Annotated in this window: 19 protein-coding genes and 1 pseudogene; 11 read left to right on the top strand and 9 right to left on the bottom strand. The window is 66.4% G+C overall.

Annotated elements, in window-relative coordinates:
* Positions 1-90 precede the first annotated feature (90 nt).
* Together ACQEVO_RS18785 and ACQEVO_RS18780 are read right to left on the bottom strand one after the other, a co-directional pair.
* Positions 91-639 carry a hypothetical protein gene (locus tag ACQEVO_RS18785; protein ID WP_432923409.1) on the bottom strand — a complete coding sequence of 183 codons (549 nt, stop codon included), beginning with the start codon at positions 637-639 and terminating at the stop codon, positions 91-93.
* A gap of 148 nt (positions 640-787) precedes the next feature.
* Positions 788-1,024: pseudogene (locus ACQEVO_RS18780) on the bottom strand (toxin glutamine deamidase domain-containing protein); the annotation flags it as partial.
* On the opposite strand from ACQEVO_RS18780, the gene ACQEVO_RS18775 reads away from it, so the two are divergent.
* From ACQEVO_RS18775 to ACQEVO_RS18745, 7 genes are all read left to right on the top strand, one after another.
* Positions 995-1,942, top strand: a complete 948-nt coding sequence (locus ACQEVO_RS18775) for a hypothetical protein (RefSeq protein WP_432923406.1) — start codon at positions 995-997, stop codon at positions 1,940-1,942. The pseudogene ACQEVO_RS18780 and the gene ACQEVO_RS18775 overlap by 30 nt on opposite strands.
* Positions 1,943-3,244: 1,302 nt before the next feature.
* Positions 3,245-3,376, top strand: coding sequence for a hypothetical protein (locus ACQEVO_RS18770; RefSeq protein WP_432923403.1), 132 nt, complete (start codon positions 3,245-3,247; stop codon positions 3,374-3,376).
* Between the two features lie 231 nt (positions 3,377-3,607).
* Positions 3,608-4,870 carry a hypothetical protein gene (locus ACQEVO_RS18765; protein WP_432923400.1) on the top strand — a complete coding sequence of 421 codons (1,263 nt, stop codon included), beginning with the start codon at positions 3,608-3,610 and terminating at the stop codon, positions 4,868-4,870.
* Between the two features lie 445 nt (positions 4,871-5,315).
* Positions 5,316-5,918: a DUF3558 domain-containing protein gene (locus ACQEVO_RS18760; protein WP_432914997.1), complete on the top strand. Its 603-nt coding sequence runs from the start codon at positions 5,316-5,318 to the stop codon at positions 5,916-5,918.
* Between the two features lie 52 nt (positions 5,919-5,970).
* Positions 5,971-6,459: a hypothetical protein gene (locus ACQEVO_RS18755; RefSeq protein WP_432914995.1), complete on the top strand. Its 489-nt coding sequence runs from the start codon at positions 5,971-5,973 to the stop codon at positions 6,457-6,459.
* Between the two features lie 52 nt (positions 6,460-6,511).
* On the top strand, positions 6,512-7,672 hold the full coding sequence (locus ACQEVO_RS18750) for a WXG100 family type VII secretion target (protein WP_432914993.1): 1,161 nt from the start codon (positions 6,512-6,514) through the stop codon (positions 7,670-7,672).
* Between the two features lie 72 nt (positions 7,673-7,744).
* The gene (locus ACQEVO_RS18745; RefSeq protein ID WP_432914992.1) at positions 7,745-8,506 is read left to right on the top strand and encodes an ESX secretion-associated protein EspG; all 762 of its coding nucleotides are present in this window, start codon (positions 7,745-7,747) and stop codon (positions 8,504-8,506) included.
* 97 nt (positions 8,507-8,603) lie between these two features.
* Here ACQEVO_RS18745 and ACQEVO_RS18740 read toward each other — a convergent pair whose 3' ends face one another.
* Together ACQEVO_RS18740 and ACQEVO_RS18735 are read right to left on the bottom strand one after the other, a co-directional pair.
* A complete protein-coding gene (locus ACQEVO_RS18740; protein WP_432914990.1) occupies positions 8,604-8,798 on the bottom strand; it encodes a hypothetical protein in 195 nt (64 codons plus the stop codon).
* 165 nt (positions 8,799-8,963) lie between these two features.
* A complete protein-coding gene (locus ACQEVO_RS18735; RefSeq protein ID WP_432914988.1) occupies positions 8,964-9,107 on the bottom strand; it encodes a hypothetical protein in 144 nt (47 codons plus the stop codon).
* Between the two features lie 341 nt (positions 9,108-9,448).
* On the opposite strand from ACQEVO_RS18735, the gene ACQEVO_RS18730 reads away from it, so the two are divergent.
* Genes ACQEVO_RS18730 through ACQEVO_RS18720 form a run of 3 tightly spaced genes read left to right on the top strand, consistent with a single transcriptional unit; the run spans position 9,449 to position 10,738 of the window.
* Positions 9,449-10,333 (top strand): helix-turn-helix domain-containing protein, encoded by an 885-nt coding sequence (locus ACQEVO_RS18730; RefSeq protein WP_432914987.1) that lies wholly within the window; start codon positions 9,449-9,451, stop codon positions 10,331-10,333.
* Positions 10,330-10,539: a DUF397 domain-containing protein gene (locus ACQEVO_RS18725; protein ID WP_432914985.1), complete on the top strand. Its 210-nt coding sequence runs from the start codon at positions 10,330-10,332 to the stop codon at positions 10,537-10,539. The genes ACQEVO_RS18730 and ACQEVO_RS18725 overlap by 4 nt, the downstream gene beginning before the upstream one ends.
* Positions 10,529-10,738, top strand: a complete 210-nt coding sequence (locus tag ACQEVO_RS18720) for a DUF397 domain-containing protein (RefSeq protein WP_432914983.1) — start codon at positions 10,529-10,531, stop codon at positions 10,736-10,738. The genes ACQEVO_RS18725 and ACQEVO_RS18720 overlap by 11 nt, the downstream gene beginning before the upstream one ends.
* Positions 10,739-10,807: 69 nt before the next feature.
* Here the strand turns inward: ACQEVO_RS18720 and ACQEVO_RS18715 are convergent, their stop codons facing one another.
* The 4 genes from ACQEVO_RS18715 to ACQEVO_RS18700 form a co-directional block, all read right to left on the bottom strand.
* On the bottom strand, positions 10,808-11,716 hold the full coding sequence (locus ACQEVO_RS18715) for a MerR family transcriptional regulator (RefSeq protein WP_432914981.1): 909 nt from the start codon (positions 11,714-11,716) through the stop codon (positions 10,808-10,810).
* Positions 11,717-11,886: 170 nt separating this feature from the next.
* Positions 11,887-13,530: a flavin-containing monooxygenase gene (locus ACQEVO_RS18710; protein ID WP_432914979.1), complete on the bottom strand. Its 1,644-nt coding sequence runs from the start codon at positions 13,528-13,530 to the stop codon at positions 11,887-11,889.
* Between the two features lie 47 nt (positions 13,531-13,577).
* A complete protein-coding gene (locus ACQEVO_RS18705; RefSeq protein ID WP_432914977.1) occupies positions 13,578-14,825 on the bottom strand; it encodes a cytochrome P450 in 1,248 nt (415 codons plus the stop codon).
* A gap of 366 nt (positions 14,826-15,191) precedes the next feature.
* Positions 15,192-15,614: a MerR family transcriptional regulator gene (locus ACQEVO_RS18700; protein WP_432914975.1), complete on the bottom strand. Its 423-nt coding sequence runs from the start codon at positions 15,612-15,614 to the stop codon at positions 15,192-15,194.
* A 54-nt stretch (positions 15,615-15,668) separates the two neighbouring features.
* On the opposite strand from ACQEVO_RS18700, the gene ACQEVO_RS18695 reads away from it, so the two are divergent.
* Positions 15,669-16,637 (top strand): SDR family NAD(P)-dependent oxidoreductase, encoded by a 969-nt coding sequence (locus ACQEVO_RS18695; protein ID WP_432914973.1) that lies wholly within the window; start codon positions 15,669-15,671, stop codon positions 16,635-16,637.
* A gap of 13 nt (positions 16,638-16,650) precedes the next feature.
* Here ACQEVO_RS18695 and ACQEVO_RS18690 read toward each other — a convergent pair whose 3' ends face one another.
* Complete coding sequence (locus ACQEVO_RS18690; RefSeq protein WP_432914971.1) at positions 16,651-17,532, bottom strand: sigma-70 family RNA polymerase sigma factor; 882 nt, start codon at positions 17,530-17,532, stop codon at positions 16,651-16,653.
* Positions 17,533-17,789: the final 257 nt, after the last annotated feature.

Below are 17,789 nucleotides of genomic sequence, written 5' to 3'. Positions count from 1 at the left end.
CTGTGTGGACCGCCTCGGTTCTACTCTCGTGACCGGTGGTTTTTGTTTCCGGCGTGGCTGTGGCTCCGCCAGTGTCGGTGGCGGCTTGGTTCAGTACTGAAACGTCCCGCTCTGGGGCCAGGTCCCGTCCTGCCGGCTGCGCCACTCCGCCCAACTCACTGCGTGGCGGCTGGCCGAGTGGATTATCCGGGTGTCCGTTCGTGTCCGCAGTGTCTGCTTGTCGATCGTCAATTGCTGATCGATCGACTGTTCCGCCTGTGGTTGTGTCAGCGAACGGGCTTGGACCCGGTACTCGACCTCGGTCGCGGTCTCCCGCGTCAACGTGATCTGGATGTCCCACATCGGTGGATAGATCTGGGCGCCCTGCACTGGTTGGCCCGCTCGGATGGCCTGGTCGTACTCCTGCCCGATCAGGTCCGGGGGCAGGCTGCGATGGGCTGTCACCACTCCGCTGACTTTGTTCACCACGTAGTTGCCCAGGCCCAGGTCCTGTCCCTGAGCTATCTCCTGCTGGGTCAGGACCGGCCGGCAAACCCATCCGTATTCCGTCTCCAGGATCGTGTGTTGACGGTCCGGACTGAACACCTGGGTCAGATACTGGGTTACCTGGTCCCTGGTTCGGAACTGTTGATCCGGCATGTTCAACTCCTGGGTTTGCTGGAATGGGGACCGAAAGAAGGTGCGACGAGCGGCTCACCATGGCCGGTGGTGGGCCATCCGAAGTCTCACCGGTTTGGGGATCCCACCAGACCGGCCCCTCGGCGCCCGGCGGGTAGACGATGACCGTCGCGTGACGGCCGCCATCGGTGTAGGCGTTCACGACGAGAGCCGCAGAACCCTCCCCGAGAGCAGCGATCTGATTGTGTAGTTCCTGGAATTGTTCGGGGACCGACTGCCCATTGGCACTGTGGTCGACCGGGGTGCCGTTGAGCCAATTGATTGCGCGGACGAGTCCGCCACGCTCTCCGGCATGCCGGTCAGGAGTGCCGTCCGATTGAAGATCCAGATGCCGTGGCGCGGCCACCTGTGGGTTTCCGAAGAAAGAGGAGAGGGCGGAGATGGCGCAGTCGACGCAGTTGGTGTTGCGGCCGGGCGCCGAGACCCCTCCGTCGTTGATGAGTTGTCCGTACCGGTGGCTCCGCGGGTCTGCTCCGACGATGAATCGGTTGCCGACGCGGAGCGAGTCTTCGACCCGCTCTTGGTGAACCGGGTTCTCGATCTCGGCAAGCCGACGTGGGCCTTCGACCCGGGTGTCGGCAGGGTTGTCGAACCGGGGTCGAGTATTGGCAAGGGCGATATCGTTGCTGATCTGCCGGAGGTCCTCGGTGGTGAGATGCGGATCGGTACCGGCCGGCATCAGACCGAGATGCATCCGTATGTCGTCGGTTCGCTGATTCTGGGAGTCGGATGCCGACCAGGTATTGCGATCTTGTCGATCACCGGCGTTGTTGTTGATGCTCAGGTGTGCGTCGTTGGGGTCGTTGGTGAAGACCACATCGACCATGAGCCGGTCGCCGGAGAGAAGCCGGGGCCCGGTGTTGAAGGCGCGGTCTACAGCATCTTCCGCCGACCGAATGATCTGGCGAACTTCGTCCTGCCTGGTGTCCGGGCGTGTGCTCAGGTGTACGCGGACAGTGGCGATGTGAAGGGTTTCGCCGTTGGGGAGGCGATGTTGCGTCGTTGTGTAGGAGGGGCGGCCGTTGGTGTATCGCGTCCCGTGCGCGGGGACTCCGGTGCGTCGGTTGCCGAGAGGGGGCTGGGTGCGGTAGTGCTCGCGAATAGCCCTGACCCGCTCCAACTGGGAGGGCTGCCGGCGAGCCGGTGCCGTGGGTGTCGGGTGTCCGTGGCTCGGGTTGTGAGGCGGCGCTGCTGGAGCGGAACGCGGGTTTGCCTGGTTGTTGTGCCCGGCAGCGGTCTGATGGACGTTCGGGTGGGGAGTTGAACGGCTCTGCTGGGGAGTGTGCGCTGGATTCGTGGGCGGTGGGGTGTGCGTAGCGTTCGACGAATTACGGCCGGGAGTGGGCGCCGGAGCGTCGGTTCGATGCGGCGAGTTCCGGCTTCGATCGGTGTGGTGCAGGGTGTTCTGGTCGGGCGAGTTCCAGATGGGGTCGCCGGGGCGTGGGGCGTTCGGGTGGGAAGGGCTGAGCCGGGCAATGTCCGGGGAAGGACGGTCCGGACTTCGCGTGGGTGTGGTGGGGAACGGTTGGCCGGTGCGAGGTGTCGGTGAATCAGTGCGCGTGAGATCCGATGTAGTCGGGTCAGTTCGGTTCGGTGTAGTCGCCGGCTGATCAGGCCGGCGTGGGTGCTGTGAGGCTGTGCTGTCGCGGTTGGGTGTGGGGTCGGTGTCGGTGGGGCGGGTGGGGATGGGTGGGCGGGAGAAGTCGGCGAGGAAGCGGGCGTGGTTGGCGGGGTCGTAGATGTTGTAGTCGTAGCCCGGTGTGTTTGGACCTGGTCCGGGAGTGGCCGGAGTCTGGTCGCTGTTCTGTGGGCGGGCGGGGTCTGTCGCCGGCGTGGAGTCGCCCAGCCGTTGAGGGGTGGTGCGGGGTTGGTTCCTCGGAACACCGGTGGGTGTGGTGGAGGCGCCGGTTGCGGAGTCTGCGGGTGTGGGGGTGCGTGGGGTTTCGGCCGGGGTGGTCGGCGTGAGCACCGGGCTGGGGGTTGTCGGTGTCGGTGTGGCTGTGGCGGCGGATGTTGTGGTGGGCGTGGTTTCCGGTGCGGTGGCCGGTGCGGGATTGGTGGCCGGGGTTTGCGGGACGCCGGTGGTGGGCGCGGTAGTGACGGGTGCGCCGGTGGGGGTGATGTCGCCCGGTGTGGTCGGCGGGGTGGTGCCGGGTTGGTTCGGCGTGGTCGGCAAACCGGTTGTTGTTGGGGTGCCCGGCGTGGTTGGGGCCGTGGCGGGTGGGGTGGCGGTTCCCGGAGTGGTCGCCGTTTCGGGGGTGTTCTGTGGGCTTGGGCTGGTGGGTGTGCCGGTGGGCGGGGGCGTGGTTTCGGGGCCGAGGTTGAGGCTCGAGGCAGGTTGTTGCGGGGGTGGGTCCGGCGGCAGGTTCAGGCTGGACGTCGGCTGCTGGGTTCCGGGCGGCGGTGTGTTCTGTGCGGGAGGGGTTTCGGGTGTGGGGGTGCCGGTATCGGGGGTTTGCGACTGAGAGGGTTCCGGGGTGCCGGAGTCGGGCGACTGCGTGGTACCAGAGTCGGGGGATTGCTGGGTGCCGGAGTCGGGCGACTGCGAGGCACCGGAGTCGGGAGATTGCGGAGCGCCGGTCTCGGGGGACTGTTGTGGTGCGCCCTGGTCGCCCTGGTCGCCCTGGTCGCCCTGGTCGGCGGGCTGAGGCTGCTGTGGTTGAGGTGCGCCGGACTCGGTGGGCTGGGCCGGTGGTGAGTCTGCGGTTTCGGAAGGTGGCGGTGCCTGCGGGGCTGCGGCAGTGTCGCCCGTCGGCGAGTCCTGTTCCGGGGTGGCGGCGGGGGTTTCCTGCGAGGGTGCGTCGTGGCCGGGTGGCTGCTGTCCGGTGGGTTGGTCACCGGTGTCGGAAGCCTGCCCGGGCGGCTGCTGACCTGTCGACGAGGGTTGGGTCTGGGTGTCGGTGGACGAGGGCTGAGTGGATGGTGATTGGTGTCCTGGCTGCTGGGTCTGTGGCTGACCTTGGGATTGGTTTTGTCCCTGACTCTGGGCGCCGGGATCATCGGAATCGCCGCTGTCGCTGTCGTTACCCGGTGGATTGTCACCGTTGGGGGACTCGTTCGAGGACTCGTCGCCCCCGCTGTCGGGGTCCTCGCCGCTATTGCTGGAGTTGTTCTCCCCCAACGTTTCCGTGCCCCGCTGCACACCCGCCGCGGCCGAGGAGGACAGATTCTCCGGCGACAGGGCCTGTTCCAGACTGAACTCACGGTCGTTGAGGGCAGCGTTGGTCGCTTCACCAGCGACCTCACCCGCCACCCCGGCCACGGTTTCCTTCGCCGCGTCCTTCGCAGCATTCGCCAGCGGATTCCCGCCTTCGGGACCGCCAGGAACATTGCGAGAGGTCAACCCATCCGGGCCCATCGCCCCGGTCACCGCGCCGGTCGCCGCGGCGGTCAACGCGGTCTTACCCGCCTCTTTCAGATCATCCATCGTGATGTCGTCACGACGCCCGGCCGCGACCTGCACCGCCTTGATCCCGATATCCAGGGCGGTTTCCTCCAGCGCCGCCGCCCACGCCCCACGCACCGCCGCACGCGCAGCGGCTTTCACCGCGGCCTTCGAAATCAGCCGTTGCAGCAGTTGTTTGATCGCGGTGCGGACCGCGACCCGGGTGACGGTTTGCGCGACCGCGGCCCTCGCCCCCGCCGCGGGAGCGCCGATACCGGTGGACGCGGCAGCCAACAGGATCGCCATCTCCACAGCGAAGATCGCGAGGCTGGCCAGGATCACCAGTTTGGTGTGTTCGATATCGGCGGCGCCGTCGCCGATCTCATCGGCCAAGGTTTCGATATGTTTGATCAACCCGTCGAACGCGCCCTGCCCGTGGCCGAGTTCGGTCCAGCGGTCGCTGATGGCTTGGGCGGTGTCGCCTTCGATCGCGGCCAGCACTTGGTCGATGGCGTGGTTGGCGTCGGGGCCGATCTCGGTCAGATCGGTCGCCAACTGGGTCCAGGCCGCTTCCACCCGGCGCATCGCGGTTTCATCGCCCTCGGGCCAATCACCGGCACCGGCAACGTATTTACAGACCCACTGCAAGGCTTCGGGGATCTCGATACCCATTCAGCACACCACCACAACCACCGGACGACCAGTGACCCGGCCCCGGCGACCGCATCCGAGACGCGTAAACGAGCGGCGCACGGGAAGCCCCCTCCACTTCGACAACAGAACCATCACCCATACCGACGCCGCTGAACACCACCCGGTTCCACGGACCCGGAAAAAAAATTTCCGGCCGGTCGAACCGCCCAGATTGTGCCACCCGTTACCGAAGGACGCGCGAAGTGAGGTCTACGCCGACCCGGAACTGTCCCGCCGTTTCGAACGCGAAGCCGATGTCGTCGCGTGACTGGAACTATCGTCGGAATCTCCGTCATGGTGCTCGTACTCGACCGGCCCGGCGACGGCGGGCTGAATACTCGCTGACACCGCGCAAAAATTCGGATCGACAAGAGTAGGTACTGATGCCCGGCGCAGGCCAGCGGCCCATTTCGGCGTGCGCTGCCGGACCGGGCAGGCTGTTGGCAGTGACCTGTGGACCGGTCCGCTGAGGCCGATTCGGCAGCGGTCTGGACCTGATGCGGGCTACCCCGTGGTGATAGGGTCGGCGGGACGCGGGGGGCCGGCCGGTTCCCGTTCGATGTACTGGACTACCGGTGTCGGGAGGTTTGTGATGACCGTTGGTCGGTCGATCCGCGCGATCGTGTGCGGTGCGGGGATTGCGCTGCTGGTCGGGGGGTGCGGTACCGATAATGAGGGCACGGCGACGCCGGTGACCACGACGACCGGGTTGGCGATTGCGGCGGAGGCGCCGTCATCATTCGATCCGTGTACCGATATTCCGCAGGACGTGCTGGCGTCGGAGGATCTGCGGCGCGGGGTTACGGATGCGAATGTCGATGGGGCTCAGGGGATCAAATGGCGGGGATGTCGGTACGTGGCGCCGGACAGCTACGCGGTCGGGATCACGACGACCAACCTCACGCTCGGAGCGGTGCGAGGTAACGACGAGTTCGCTGTACGGAATGAATACACCGTGGACGGTCGGCCCGCGATAGCGGTGGATGCTGTCGACCAATCCGATAAACGGGCATCATGCACCTTCTATGTGGAGATGGCCGGGGGGAGCCTCGAACTGTCGATGAGTAATCCGGCGTCCAATGCCAAGACAGGGCAACTGGACACCTGCGGGCTGGCACTCGGTTTGGCGGAGAAAGTTGCCCCGCTGCTCCCGGATGAGTGAGCCATGTATCGGGTCGGTGTGGATTTGATCGGAATTATGGAGGGAGTCGGCCGTGAGTGAGGATAAGCCGCCGCGGCCGCTGGAGGATCTGCTGACCGAAGCTCAGGAGGGCCGGTTGTCGGTAAATCTCGGATCAGGTGCAGCGGGTGACGCGATTCGGGTCAACGCAGAAGAGTTCGTGTATATGGAGCGGGACTGTGAGGGGTTCAAACTCCTGATCCGCGAGCTGCAGACCGCCGCCGAGGATATCTGGAGACGTGAGCGATGGGATCTCGGCGAGAACAATCCCGACCTTCACTCGGCGAAAACCCTCGTAGGCCGTTTCCGGCACAAAGCTATGGAATCCGGCGACGGCAACGATGTTCATGCGATCTTGGAGCAGCATTATCAGATCGTCGTGGATATCCAGGAGTTGCACCGCGTGATAGCGCAGCGGTACATGGAGACCGATGACGCGTTCGCGGCGCGGTACAACGAGTTGATGGCGGCTGCGCCGCCTTCGGTGCCGTTGCAGCTGCCCCCGCCGTTCCCGATTCCGTAGAGGGTGGGACGAGGTTGCGTAGTAGATCAGTCTGTTCGAAACAGGGGGCGCTATGACCTTTACGAACGAGGGTCCGAAGATCAATGACCCGGAGAAACCCGGCGGGTTCTCCCACCAGGAGATCAATGGTGCGTTCAAGCCGCTGGTGCCCGGTGACCACGGGATGATGGCGTCGGATCAATACGGGCAGATCGCGCAGCAGTGGGAGAACGGCGTCACGGTTTTCGCTTCGCGGATCCGGCGGTCGAGTGCTGCGGCCTGGGAGGGTACGGCCGCGGAGCAGGCGCGGCAGGCGATCGACAACTACGCCAAAAGGGCCGAAGACCTGGTTCCCGTGCTGCATGCTCTTTCGGTTCAGGTCGAGAACGCCGTGGTGGCGATTATGCGCACCCAGAACAACCTGCCCGAGGTGATCGAGAAAAAGCCGGGATGGCACATGGACGAGTGGACCATCTTCGGCTTCGACAACGAACGTACCGATAACGAGGAAGCGGCCCGGCAGGTGATGCAGGACCACTACGTGGCCGGCTTCACGCAGGCAGACGGGCTCATACCGGTCCTGCCTGTCCCGGTGAACCCGACCCAGCCCCTGCACACCGATAACGGCAATGGTGACCAGCCCGGACCCGGTGGTACGACCACAAATCCGGGCGGCAATCCCACGGGGACGGATACCGGCCAACCGGCGGGCGAGAACCCCACCGAGGAAGAACCCGGCGAGGAGCAGCCGGGGGAGGAAGCGGGCACCGATCAGCCGACAGGCACCGAACAGCCCGGTGAGACGCCCGCGAACACGACTCCGTCCACCACCGAGAGCCCGGTGCCCACCACGCCGAGTACCACCACCATGCCCAGCACGACCACCACTGGTCCGGGCTCGCCGGGTGCACCGGGTTTGCCGAGTGGCAGCCCGGTGACCACCGGCGATCCCGGCCGAACGGTATCCGGTGCCCCGAACACCGCGGGGGCTCCCGTGGCGGCGGCCACCGGGACCACCAATTCCGGCGCACCGCGCGGTGGTATGCCGGGGATGATGTCGCCGGGTATGGCCGGTCGTGGCCAGCAGGGTGGCGACGACGACAAGCACGACATCCCGGACTACCTGATCAATGCCGAGAACACCGAGGAACTGCTCGGCGAATTGCCGCCGACGATCCCTGGCGGAGTCCTGGGCGGCGATGTGCCGGCCGCGCGGCCGGCGGAACGCGACTGAGCGACCGTATGCCCGCGCCGGGCACCCGCAGGCGGCGGCCGCTGCCACGTTATCGAGGAAACACCACCGACAATGAGCACATGGATCTGGGAGCCGGACGATTTCGCCGCGCTCTGGTACCGCGACGGAATCGACCGGTTCCCGCGTCCGCTGCGTTATCTCAGCCGGTACAAGACCCGCAACCCGTATGAAGCGCACGCCGCGGAGGTCCGCGCCCGCTACGACCGCGACGAGCACGAGATGATCCGCCGCACGCTGCACACCTTGATCGATGCGGACCTGCGGATCGAGATCCGGGGTTCGTCGACGGCGACGACGAAGGGCGGGGTCCGGGAGTACCGGGTTGTCGGTGCGCGCGACAGCCGCTACGGGATGCTGCTGGCGCAGTCGGCGATCGACGGTACCGACGGTCCGGTACATGCCCACCTGTTCGCCGCCGAGCAGCTCCCGAAACGTCTCGCCGGGATGCTGCCGGCGTGCGATCCCGGCCGCGAGGCGCCCGGCACATTCCATATCGACGATCTCGGTACCGATCGCGACCAGCAGCAATCGTTGCGGCGTGGCCCCGGCGAACAGTACCGGCGGCTGGCTCGGCGTCCCGCCGACGGCGGCGGGGGCGCCGGCCTGCGCGTGGGTTCGATCCTGGACCGGCCGGCGCCGTGGTACCGGTTCCAGTGGTACGACATCACCGGTGACGGGCGGTATCTGGAAAAGCGGACTCGTGAGCATGTCAGCGTGCGGCCGGCGGGTGCGCGGGATATTGCGGCCGGTTTCGCCGAATGGATCGATCGCGCGCTGAGTCGTATCCGTGAGGACGAACCGGACGTCTGGTAACAACCGTCACCGCTTTCCGGTGTCGAAGCCGAGGCGCGCGTATCGTGGCCGGGCGCCGGAGAACCGGCCTGCGGATCGTTCCGGGCTCAGCTCGGGGTCATTCATCGAGGTACCGCGCGATTTCGGTGAGAGACGATGCGGTGTGCAGGGTTTCGCCGTCCTCCGCATCCAGCAACGACCAGAATTCCGGCCGTTGGGATCCGCGAGTGAGCTGATATCCGGACCTGCGGGCGCGTATCGCGAGTGCGCCGAATGTCGCGACGGTATTGCTGCTATCCGGTTCATCGGCCACGATTCGACCTCCGTTCGGGTGGTTGCCAGCGGTGCAGGGCATCGGCGATTCGCGTCAGAACTGCGATATCGGCCGACTGTTCCCCTTCGGATGCATCAGGAATGGAAATTGCATGCTGAATTCTCTGCGGGAGTTTTGCATTCGACGATTTGTCGGTGAATTCGGTCAATAGCCCAGGAACTCCTGATCTCCGGGTACGAGGCGGCGCTCCTCGACCAGCCGGTCCCTGGCCTGGCGTTTGAGCGGGCAGGCGGTGAGGGGGCATTCGATATGGGTTTGCATGACGAGATGGGCGTTCTCGACGGTCATCACGGGGATGCGGCGGTGATCTGTCACCGGTAGGCCGAAAAACATGGACGCCTCGCAAGTTCGGGTCGGTTGTCGGTCTTCACAACGCCCCGGCGGTCGATTCCGGGGAAAATTCTGACTCGTTTGGGACATCACCTCCGGTGCGGAAATCTCCACGGCGGAAGTATCCGGTACGGCGGGTGCAGGATCAGTAGATCATCCACTTCCGAAAATGTGGAGAGGATCGTAAGATTCGGTCGCACAATGGATTTGATCCGAATGGATCGGTAATTCCAAGCTGTTCGACTGTTCCATTCGACATGACATAACCCCGAGTAACGCTAACGAAAGGCGGCATCCCTATGTCGATCGAACCGAACCCTCCGACCCTGCCGCGCCGCGTCCTGGGCCGCCGCCTGCGGGAGATGCGCGAGCTGGCCGGGTTGACCCGGGCGAAGGCGGCCCGCAGCTGCGAGATGGGCGCACAAACCCTGTGGCGGTTGGAGACCGGGCGGAACAGCGAGACCAAGAAGATAGTCATCAACGCGCTGTGCGATGTGTACGAGGCAAGTGCCGACGATCGGCGCGAACTTCTTTGGCTGGTGGACGAATCCAGGAAGGATGGATGGTGGCAATCCTATGCCGACGCTGTGGTGCCGGAGGTGGAGATGTACCTCGACCTCGAACGAGCGGCGTGCGAAGTGTTCACCTGGCAGACGATGTCACTGCCGGGGCTGGTGCAAACCCCTGGCTACCGGCGCGCCATGTGGGAGATCGCGCAGACGCTCGGCAATCCCGTGGATCTCGACCGGGAAGTTCTTCTGCTGCAGCGACGTCAGGAGCGTCTACGTGACGAAGCGGGTTTCGCTTTGGGGGTTGTGCTGAGCGAAGCTGTGCTCCGGCATCCAGTCGGTGGAGCAGAGGTCATGGCGGAACAGTTGGACCACCTCGCCGAACTGTGCGTACTGCCGAATGTGTCGCTGCGGGTTGTTCCGCTCGATGCTCCGGATCATCTGGGTTTGAACGCGAAAGATTTTCTCTTCCTGGAGTTTCCCGAGCATCTGAATCCGGTGCTCACAGAACCGCCCGTCGTGTATGTCGAGGGCTTCACCGGAGCGTTGTACTTGGACAAGCCGAGCGAGATCGTAAGGTATCAGGCCGCCCGTCAGTCCATCTTGCACGTAGCATTGGACGAGCGAGACACACATCGCCTCATCGAGGCGACGGCGAGGGAGCACCGGTCATGAATAACGACCTATCCGGCGCAGCATGGTTCAAGAGCAGCCGCAGCGCGAGTGGCAAAGAATGCGTCGAGGTTGCCCATCTGCGCAGTGGGATGGTAGGTGTGCGGGATTCGAAGAATCCGACCGGACCAGCCTTGGTGTTCGGCCCGGCCGCGTGGGACGCGTTCACTTCCGCAATCGGCGGAGGAAGTGCGAATCGTGAAGGCTGAACTGGTTGGTGCTGTCTGGTTCAAGAGCACCCGTAGCGCCAGCGGCAACGACTGCGTCGAAGTTGCTCACCTGGGGGGCGGAATGGTGGGTGTGCGCGACTCGAAGAACCCAACCGGCCCGGCGTTGGTCTTCGGTCCGGCCGCGTGGGATGCGTTCACCGCTGCCCTCGGTGACGACGGGTTCGGAACAGGTTCCTGAGCGACCTCCCATTTCGACGATATGAACCCCGCTTCCTGGAATTCTCCCGGAAGCGGGGTTTGTCGTTACCTATGCGTGGGCGCGCAGCGCGGCGATGAGCCATTCCGCGCCCGGGACCATCGGTGGCCGGGCGGGCCAGCCGTTGATGATCGCCAGGAGCGACCAGTAACGCTCGACCCGGCGGTCGGTGAACGTGGCCAGCTGGTCGGCCAGGGCGGTTCGGTCGGTGACGTCCGGCAGCGCTCGGGCGAGGATATCGGCGGCTGCCGCCGAGTCCGGGGCGATTCCGGCCGCCAGCGCGGCCGCGCCGGCCTCCATGGCGGCGGTGCCGGCGGCTGTATCGGCCTCGGGCACCTGTGCGTCGGCGGAGGCGCCGGTGACCGCCATTTCCCGGCAGCGGTCCCGGAAACCCTGGTCGCGGACCAGTTCCGCCAGTTCGATCCAGGCGTCGACCTGTTCGGGTGTCGGGTCGTCGGGCAGGGTGGCCGGCATCGACCGCATACCGTTGGCGATATGGGCGCCGGGGGCATCGGGGTCGATTCCGGCGAACGTCTCGTCGACGAAATCGTCGATGACTCGTTGCCGTTCGGCGGCGGACAGGGTGGCGAGTTCGTGCATGATCCTCAACTCCTCGGTGGTGCTGTTGCGCTGCGCGACCGACCGCAGCACCGCGCGCCGCACCCGCAGCGTGCGGATCTCGGCGTCCAGCGCCCGCGCGTGCGCGGCCGCCACCTCGGCCAGGCCGGTCTGCCGGTCGAGGACCGCGCGCACGGTGGCCATATCGATATCCAGGTCGCGCAGGGTGTGCACCAGCTCGAGCCGGGCGGCGGCTTCGACGTCGTACAGCCGGTACCCGGCGGGGCTGCGGGTGGTGGGTGGCACCAGTCCCTCGTCCGACCAGAACCGGATGGTCCGGGCGTCGAGGCCGGTGTGCCGGGCCAGCTCGCCGATGGTGAACAGGGTGTCGCGGTCGGTCACGAGTACAGCCTGAACCTTCCAGCGGGTGGAAGGTCAAGCCCGCGGTCGGCGCGTCTCGGGGAAGGACCGCCGAACACCAGCGACGGAATTTCGAGTATCGGTTTCTCGAGGATTCCGGCCGGATCGAGGTGGCCGGTTTCGACCCCGGCCTGTCCGGTGCTCCAGGCGGGTCACCGCGCCAGGGTGAAACCCTCGTAGCCGTCGGCGGCGACCTGGTCGCATTTCTCGCGGAAGGCGCCGACGCCGCCGATGTAGGCGTACATCACCCGCGGCTTGCCGGGCACATTCGATCCGACATACCAGGAGTCGACCTTCGGGTACAGCGTCATATCGCCGACTTCGCCGACGTGGCGGGTCCATTCCTGCTCGGCGGCGACCTCGGCCTCCATGGTGGTGACGCCCTTGGACCGCATCGTCTCGATCGCGTCGGCCACCCAGTCGACGTGCTGTTCGATGGAGACGAGCATATTCGACAGGACCGCGGGGCTACCGGGGCCCGTGATCGTGAAGAGGTTCGGGAAGCCCGATACGGCGAGCCCGAGGTAGGTGACCGGCCCGGCGGCCCACTTCTCCCGCAGCGACGCACCACCGCGGCCGCGGATATCGATCGCGTCCAGCGCACCGGTCATCGCGTCGTATCCGGTGGCGTAGATGATGTCGTCGAACTCGAAACGCTCCTGCGTCGTCGCGAGCCCGGACTCGGTGATCTCGGTGAGCGGGGTCGCGCGGACATCCACGAGCCGGACATTGGGACGGTTGAAGGTCTCGTAATAGTTCGTCCCCAGGACCGGGCGCTTGACGCCGAACAAGCCGGTGGGCTGCAGGAGCTTGGACACCGCCGGATCCGTCACGATCTCGGCGATGCGCTCGCGGATGAACTGGGCGGCTGTCTCGTTGGCGGCTTCGTCGGCGAGTGTGTCCGTGAACCCGGTCAGCATGCTCACCAGCTCGCTGTTCTTGTCCTCCCATACCTGGCGGTAGAAGGCATTTCGCTCTTCTTCGCTCACCTCGAGCGCACCCTTGGTGGGTTCGGGGCGGGCGATGCCGAACGACGATTCCCGGTTGGCCTTGCGCACCTCGCGATAGCGCGATTTGATATCGCGCTGGAATTCGGGGTCGATCGTGTGATTGCCGGCGGGCAGCACATAGTTCGCGGTCCGCTGGAATACGGTGAGTTCGGCGGCGGCTTCGGCGACGAGCGGAATCACCTGCACCCCGGAGGAACCGGTGCCGATCACCGCGACCCGCCGGCCGGTGAAGTCCACGTCCTGTTCGGGCCATTCGCCGGTGTGGAAGCTGCGGCCCCGGAACTTCTCGATACCCGGCACCTCCACCATCTTCGGCACCGACAGGCAGCCTGTCGCCATGATCGCGTACCGCGCCGAGACGACCTCGCCCCGATCGGTGGTGATCCGCCACCGTGCGGCGGACTCGTCGTAGACCGCGGTGGTGACCCGGGTCCGCAACTGCACGTCCTTACGCAGATCGAAACGATCCGCGACGTGGTTGATGTAGCGGAGCAACTCCTGCTGCGGCGGCAGCTTCTCGGTCCACTCCCACTCCTGCTCGAGCTCCGGGTCGAAGGAGTAGTTGTAGTACATGCTTTTCACATCGACGCGGGCACCCGGATAGCGGTTCCAGAACCACGTGCCGCCGATACCGTCGCCCGCTTCGAACACCTGCACCGAGAGTCCGAGTTCGCGCAACTTGTGCAGCATGTAGAGGCCGGCGAAGCCGGCACCGACGACGACTGCGTCGATCTCACGAGCTTGCTGCCCGGTCGATACTGCGGAGTGCTCCGAGGTCGCGGTCATTCCGGGACCTGCCTTTCGGTGAGTAGCGGTGTGATGTTGTCGGGAGATCAGGAGAGCCGCATCGGCGGGCACGGTGGAAACTCGACCGGTAGCGCCGCCAACGCGCGGTGGAACTGACCCGGCCGCCAATCCAGTTGCTCCGCCGGTATTTGCGGCTGGATATCCGGCAGGGCATCGAGCAGCAGGTCGATGGCCTGCGCGGCGATCGTCCCGGCGAGAGTCTGCGCCGGGCAGGCATGCGGACCGCCGCCCCACGCCAGATGCGACCGGTTGCCTCGGCGGTCACCGCCGGAGACGGCGGGATCGTTGTTGCACGCGGCCAGGCTGATGACCACCGGTTGGTCGGCGGGCAGCCACGTATCGCCGACCAGTTGCGGCTGGATGGGGTAGCTCACGCACCAGTTCGCCAGCGGTGGGTCCTCGAACAGCACGGCATCGATGGCGTCGCGGGTGTCCATGGCACCGCTGATGACCTCGCCGCCGTATTGCTCGTCGGTCATCATCAGCAGCAGCGCGTTGAGGATGAGATTGCAGGTCGGTTCCGTACCCATCGAGAACAGCAGCGCGGCCTGATTCACCATCTCCATGAGGTCGAGCCCGTCCGGATGCCGCAGCAGCTCCGAGGTCAGATCGTCGCCCGGCGCGGCCTGCTTCTGCTGGACGACTCCGACCAGCGCCTCGACGAAACGCTGCTGCCCCTCCTCGGCGCCTACCCCCTCCAGCATCGCGGCCATCCCCTCGTAGGCCGCCGCGGCGGCGTCTTCGGGAAAGCCCAGCAGTTCGCTCAGCACCCGGAAGGTCAGCGGATACGCGTAGTCCATCTGCAGGTCTGCGGCACCTTTTTCGCAGAAGCTGTTGATCAGTGCCTCGGCGGCCCGCGCGACCGCGTCGTGCACCTGGTGCAGGTCGACGGTTTCCAATGCCGCGATAATGGTGCGCCGGTACCGCTCGTGTTCCAGGCCCGCGGTGCGCAGCGCGTTCTGGCGATAGCCCAGCATCGGCCGCAGTGGACAATCCGGTGCGGCGTTCTTCTCCCACCGGCGGGAATCGGCGGGGAAATGGGTCTCGTCGTTGAGGATCTGCACCGCCACCTGGTAGCCGATCACCAGCGTCGCCGGCACACCCGCGGAAAGCTCGACCGGTACCAACGGTCCGTGGCGGCGCATCTCCGCGTAGACGCGGTGCGGATCGGCCGCGAACGCGGGATCGTCCAGCCGGGCGTAGGAGCCGGCGGATGTCGGGTACCCGTGTGCGACGGGAAAATCGCCCTGCAAGCCCGGAGCTGTATCGCTCAACGTGTGAACCTCACGAGCGGTGACGCGTTGTGTTCCTTCCTGCCTGCTGTGGGACGGCCTGGCATTCGTTGTGTGGGCACGTCAGGGCACCATACCGGAAAGTGTTCCGGTCCAACGGTTTTAGCGAGACCGGCACGGTAACCTGTTGGTAGCTGCCGGACTCGTCGCGGCACACCTGCCGGGTGAGACCGGCGGCGCCGCCGAACTGTTCACGCTCGGTCCCGCCACCGGCTGTCCGGCGATCGTCCGGTGGCACCGGCAGTGCGAGGCCGTCGGGCAGCGGACCGTCGAATCGGAGAAAGCGGCCGGCCGCTGCTGTTCGCCGAGTGGATGCGGCGCCACCGGCCCCACCGATGTGCCCGGCTCTCAGGCCGTCGGATCCCAGAGCCCGCCGGCGGCGCCGCGGGCGAGGTGGTCGGCGTAGACCCCGACCTTCCAAGCGATGATCGAGCGGCATTCCTCCAGCGCCCGGATCTGTGCTTCGACGCGCTGCTGGTGGGTATCGAGGAGCCGCAGCCGTTCGCCCTCGTTGCCCGGCCCCTGCCGGACCAGATCGGCGAACCGTTTGAGGTCGGCCAGCGGCATACCGGATTCGCGCAGTTTGACACAGATTCGCAGCCAATCGACATCGGCGACGGTGTATCGCCGCCGGCCGCCGGAGGTGCGTTCGACCGGCCCGACCAGTAGGCCCTCGCGCTCGTAGAAGCGCAAAGCGTGCACGCTCAAACCGGTGCGCTCGGCCACCTCGCCGATGCCCAGAGGTTCCGTACGTGTGCCGGGAGTCGCCATACGTCGACTCTAGGACTTGATCTAGACCTCACTCTAGTTCCTAGGGTCGCCCCCATGACCGTCACCGAACAACAGCCGCTCGGCTCACCCTTCTCCGCCACCAGTACCGCCCAGGATGTACTCACCGATATCGACCTCTCGGGCGCCACCGCCCTCGTGACCGGCGGCTACTCCGGGCTCGGACTGGCAACCACCCGCGGTTTGGCGGCGGCCGGTGCCCGTGTCGTCGTTCCGGCCCGCCGGCCGGTGGAAGCGCGCGCCGTACTCGCGGACGTGGACGGTTGCGCGGTGATCCCCATGGATCTCGCGGACCTCGGCAGCGTGCGCGCCGTCGCCGCGCGGATCGGCGATTCCCTGGACAAGCTCGACCTCGTCATGGCCGTCGCCGGTGTCATGGCGACACCGGAGCGCCGGGTCGGGCCGGGCTGGGAAGGTCAGCTCGCCGTGAACCATTTCGGGCATTTCGCCCTTATCTGCGCGCTCTACCCGCTGCTGGCCGCCGCCGACGGGGCCCGTGTCGTCGTCAACAGCTCCGCCGGGCACACCCTGACCGATATCCGCCGGCACGACCCGCATTTCCGCACCGGCTACGACAAATGGCTCGCCTACGGCCAGGCCAAAACCGCCAACGCCCTGTTCGCGGTGCAGCTCGACGCGCTGGGGCGCAACGACGGGGTCCGGGCGTTCGCGCTGCATCCGGGGAAGATCATCACCGGGCTGCAGCGGGAGATGACCCGGCAGGAGCAGATCGACCGCGGCTGGATCGACGAGCACGGCACCGTGATCGGCGCCGATTTCAAAACGCCCGCCCAAGGTGCCGCCACCGGATTGTGGGCCGCCACCTCACCGCTGCTCGACGGACGCGGCGGGCTGTACCTCGAAGACTGCGAGGTCGCGCGGGTCTCCGGCCCCGATACCCCGATGGACGACGGTGGCGTCCGCGCCTACGCCGTCGATCCCGGCTCGGCCGCACGGCTGTGGGAACTCTCCGTCGCGGCAACGGGCGCCGCGCCGATTCTGTGATGGCCCTACGCGCTCATCCGAGGATCGCGGACAGGTCGAGGCGGGTCAGCCGGTCGCGGTCCGAGAGGATATCGATGGCGGTGATGCGGTCCTCGGCGACGGTGAATCCGATGATCGAGAACGGATTGCCGTCCAGGGTGTTGACCAGGCCTGCCCCGCCGTTGACCACGGCGGGGTGGATGGTGCAGAGGGTGGCCATGCGACGGAAGGTCTCGGCCTGTCCGGAGACGGCGGCGGCGCCGCGGATCACGCGCATGGTTTCGCCCGCGTCGGCGCGTAGCACCACGCCGGGGTCCAGTAAGCGGAGTAGTTCGTCGAAGTCGCCGCCGCGGGCCGCGGCGAGGAATGCGTCGACGACGCGGCGTTGACCGGCGAGGTCGGGGTTCGGGTTCGGGGTGGCGCCCTGGACCCGGCGGCGCGCTTGGCTGGCGAGTTTCTTCGCGGTTTGCGGGGTGCGGTCGACGATGGGGGCGATCTGTTCGTAGGGCAGCGCGAACATATCGTGCAGGACGAAGGCGAGTCGTTCGGCGGGGCTCAGTGATTCCAGGACGACCAGAAGCGCCAGGCCGACCGAATCGGCCAGCAGCGCTTCCTTTTCCGGATCGGGAGTGGTCTCGCTGACGATGACCGGGTCGGGTAGGTGCTCGGCTTCGAGGGGTTCCTCGTGGCGGGACTTGCGGCCGCGAAGCATATCCAGGCAGACCCGGCCGACGACCGTGGTCAGCCAGCCGCCCAGGTTGCCGACGTCGGAGGTGTCGGTGCGGGCCAGCCGCAGCCACGCCTCCTGCACCGCGTCGTCGGCTTCGGTGACCGAGCCGAGCATGCGGTAGGCGACCGACCGCAGATGGGTGCGGTGCTCCTCGAACCGCTCGGCCAGGAACTGGTCATCGTGCACGGTGTCCTCCTCGATCTCGTCTTGTACCGATGACGAACCGGAGAAGACGAACGTGACCCTAACTCTTCACAGGTCTGTCGTACGGTGCCGGACGACCCGCGGCGCGGGACCACCCGCGAAACGCGGGTCGACTCCGTCCGCGCAACGCCGGACGGCCGCGCCCGCGCCCCGGAAGGGCCTCGGCCGGCCCCGGCGACTTCAGTGATATGCGCTTCTACCTGCGATTTCGTATTCCGCGGTCACGTTTTGTGCGGACC

Origin of the sequence: Nocardia sp. CA-290969 (assembly GCF_050936135.1) — a bacterium.
GTDB lineage: Bacteria > Actinomycetota > Actinomycetes > Mycobacteriales > Mycobacteriaceae > Nocardia.
The sequence above is the reverse complement of the archived record's forward strand: the minus strand, read 5'-3'. Positions and strand labels throughout refer to the sequence as shown.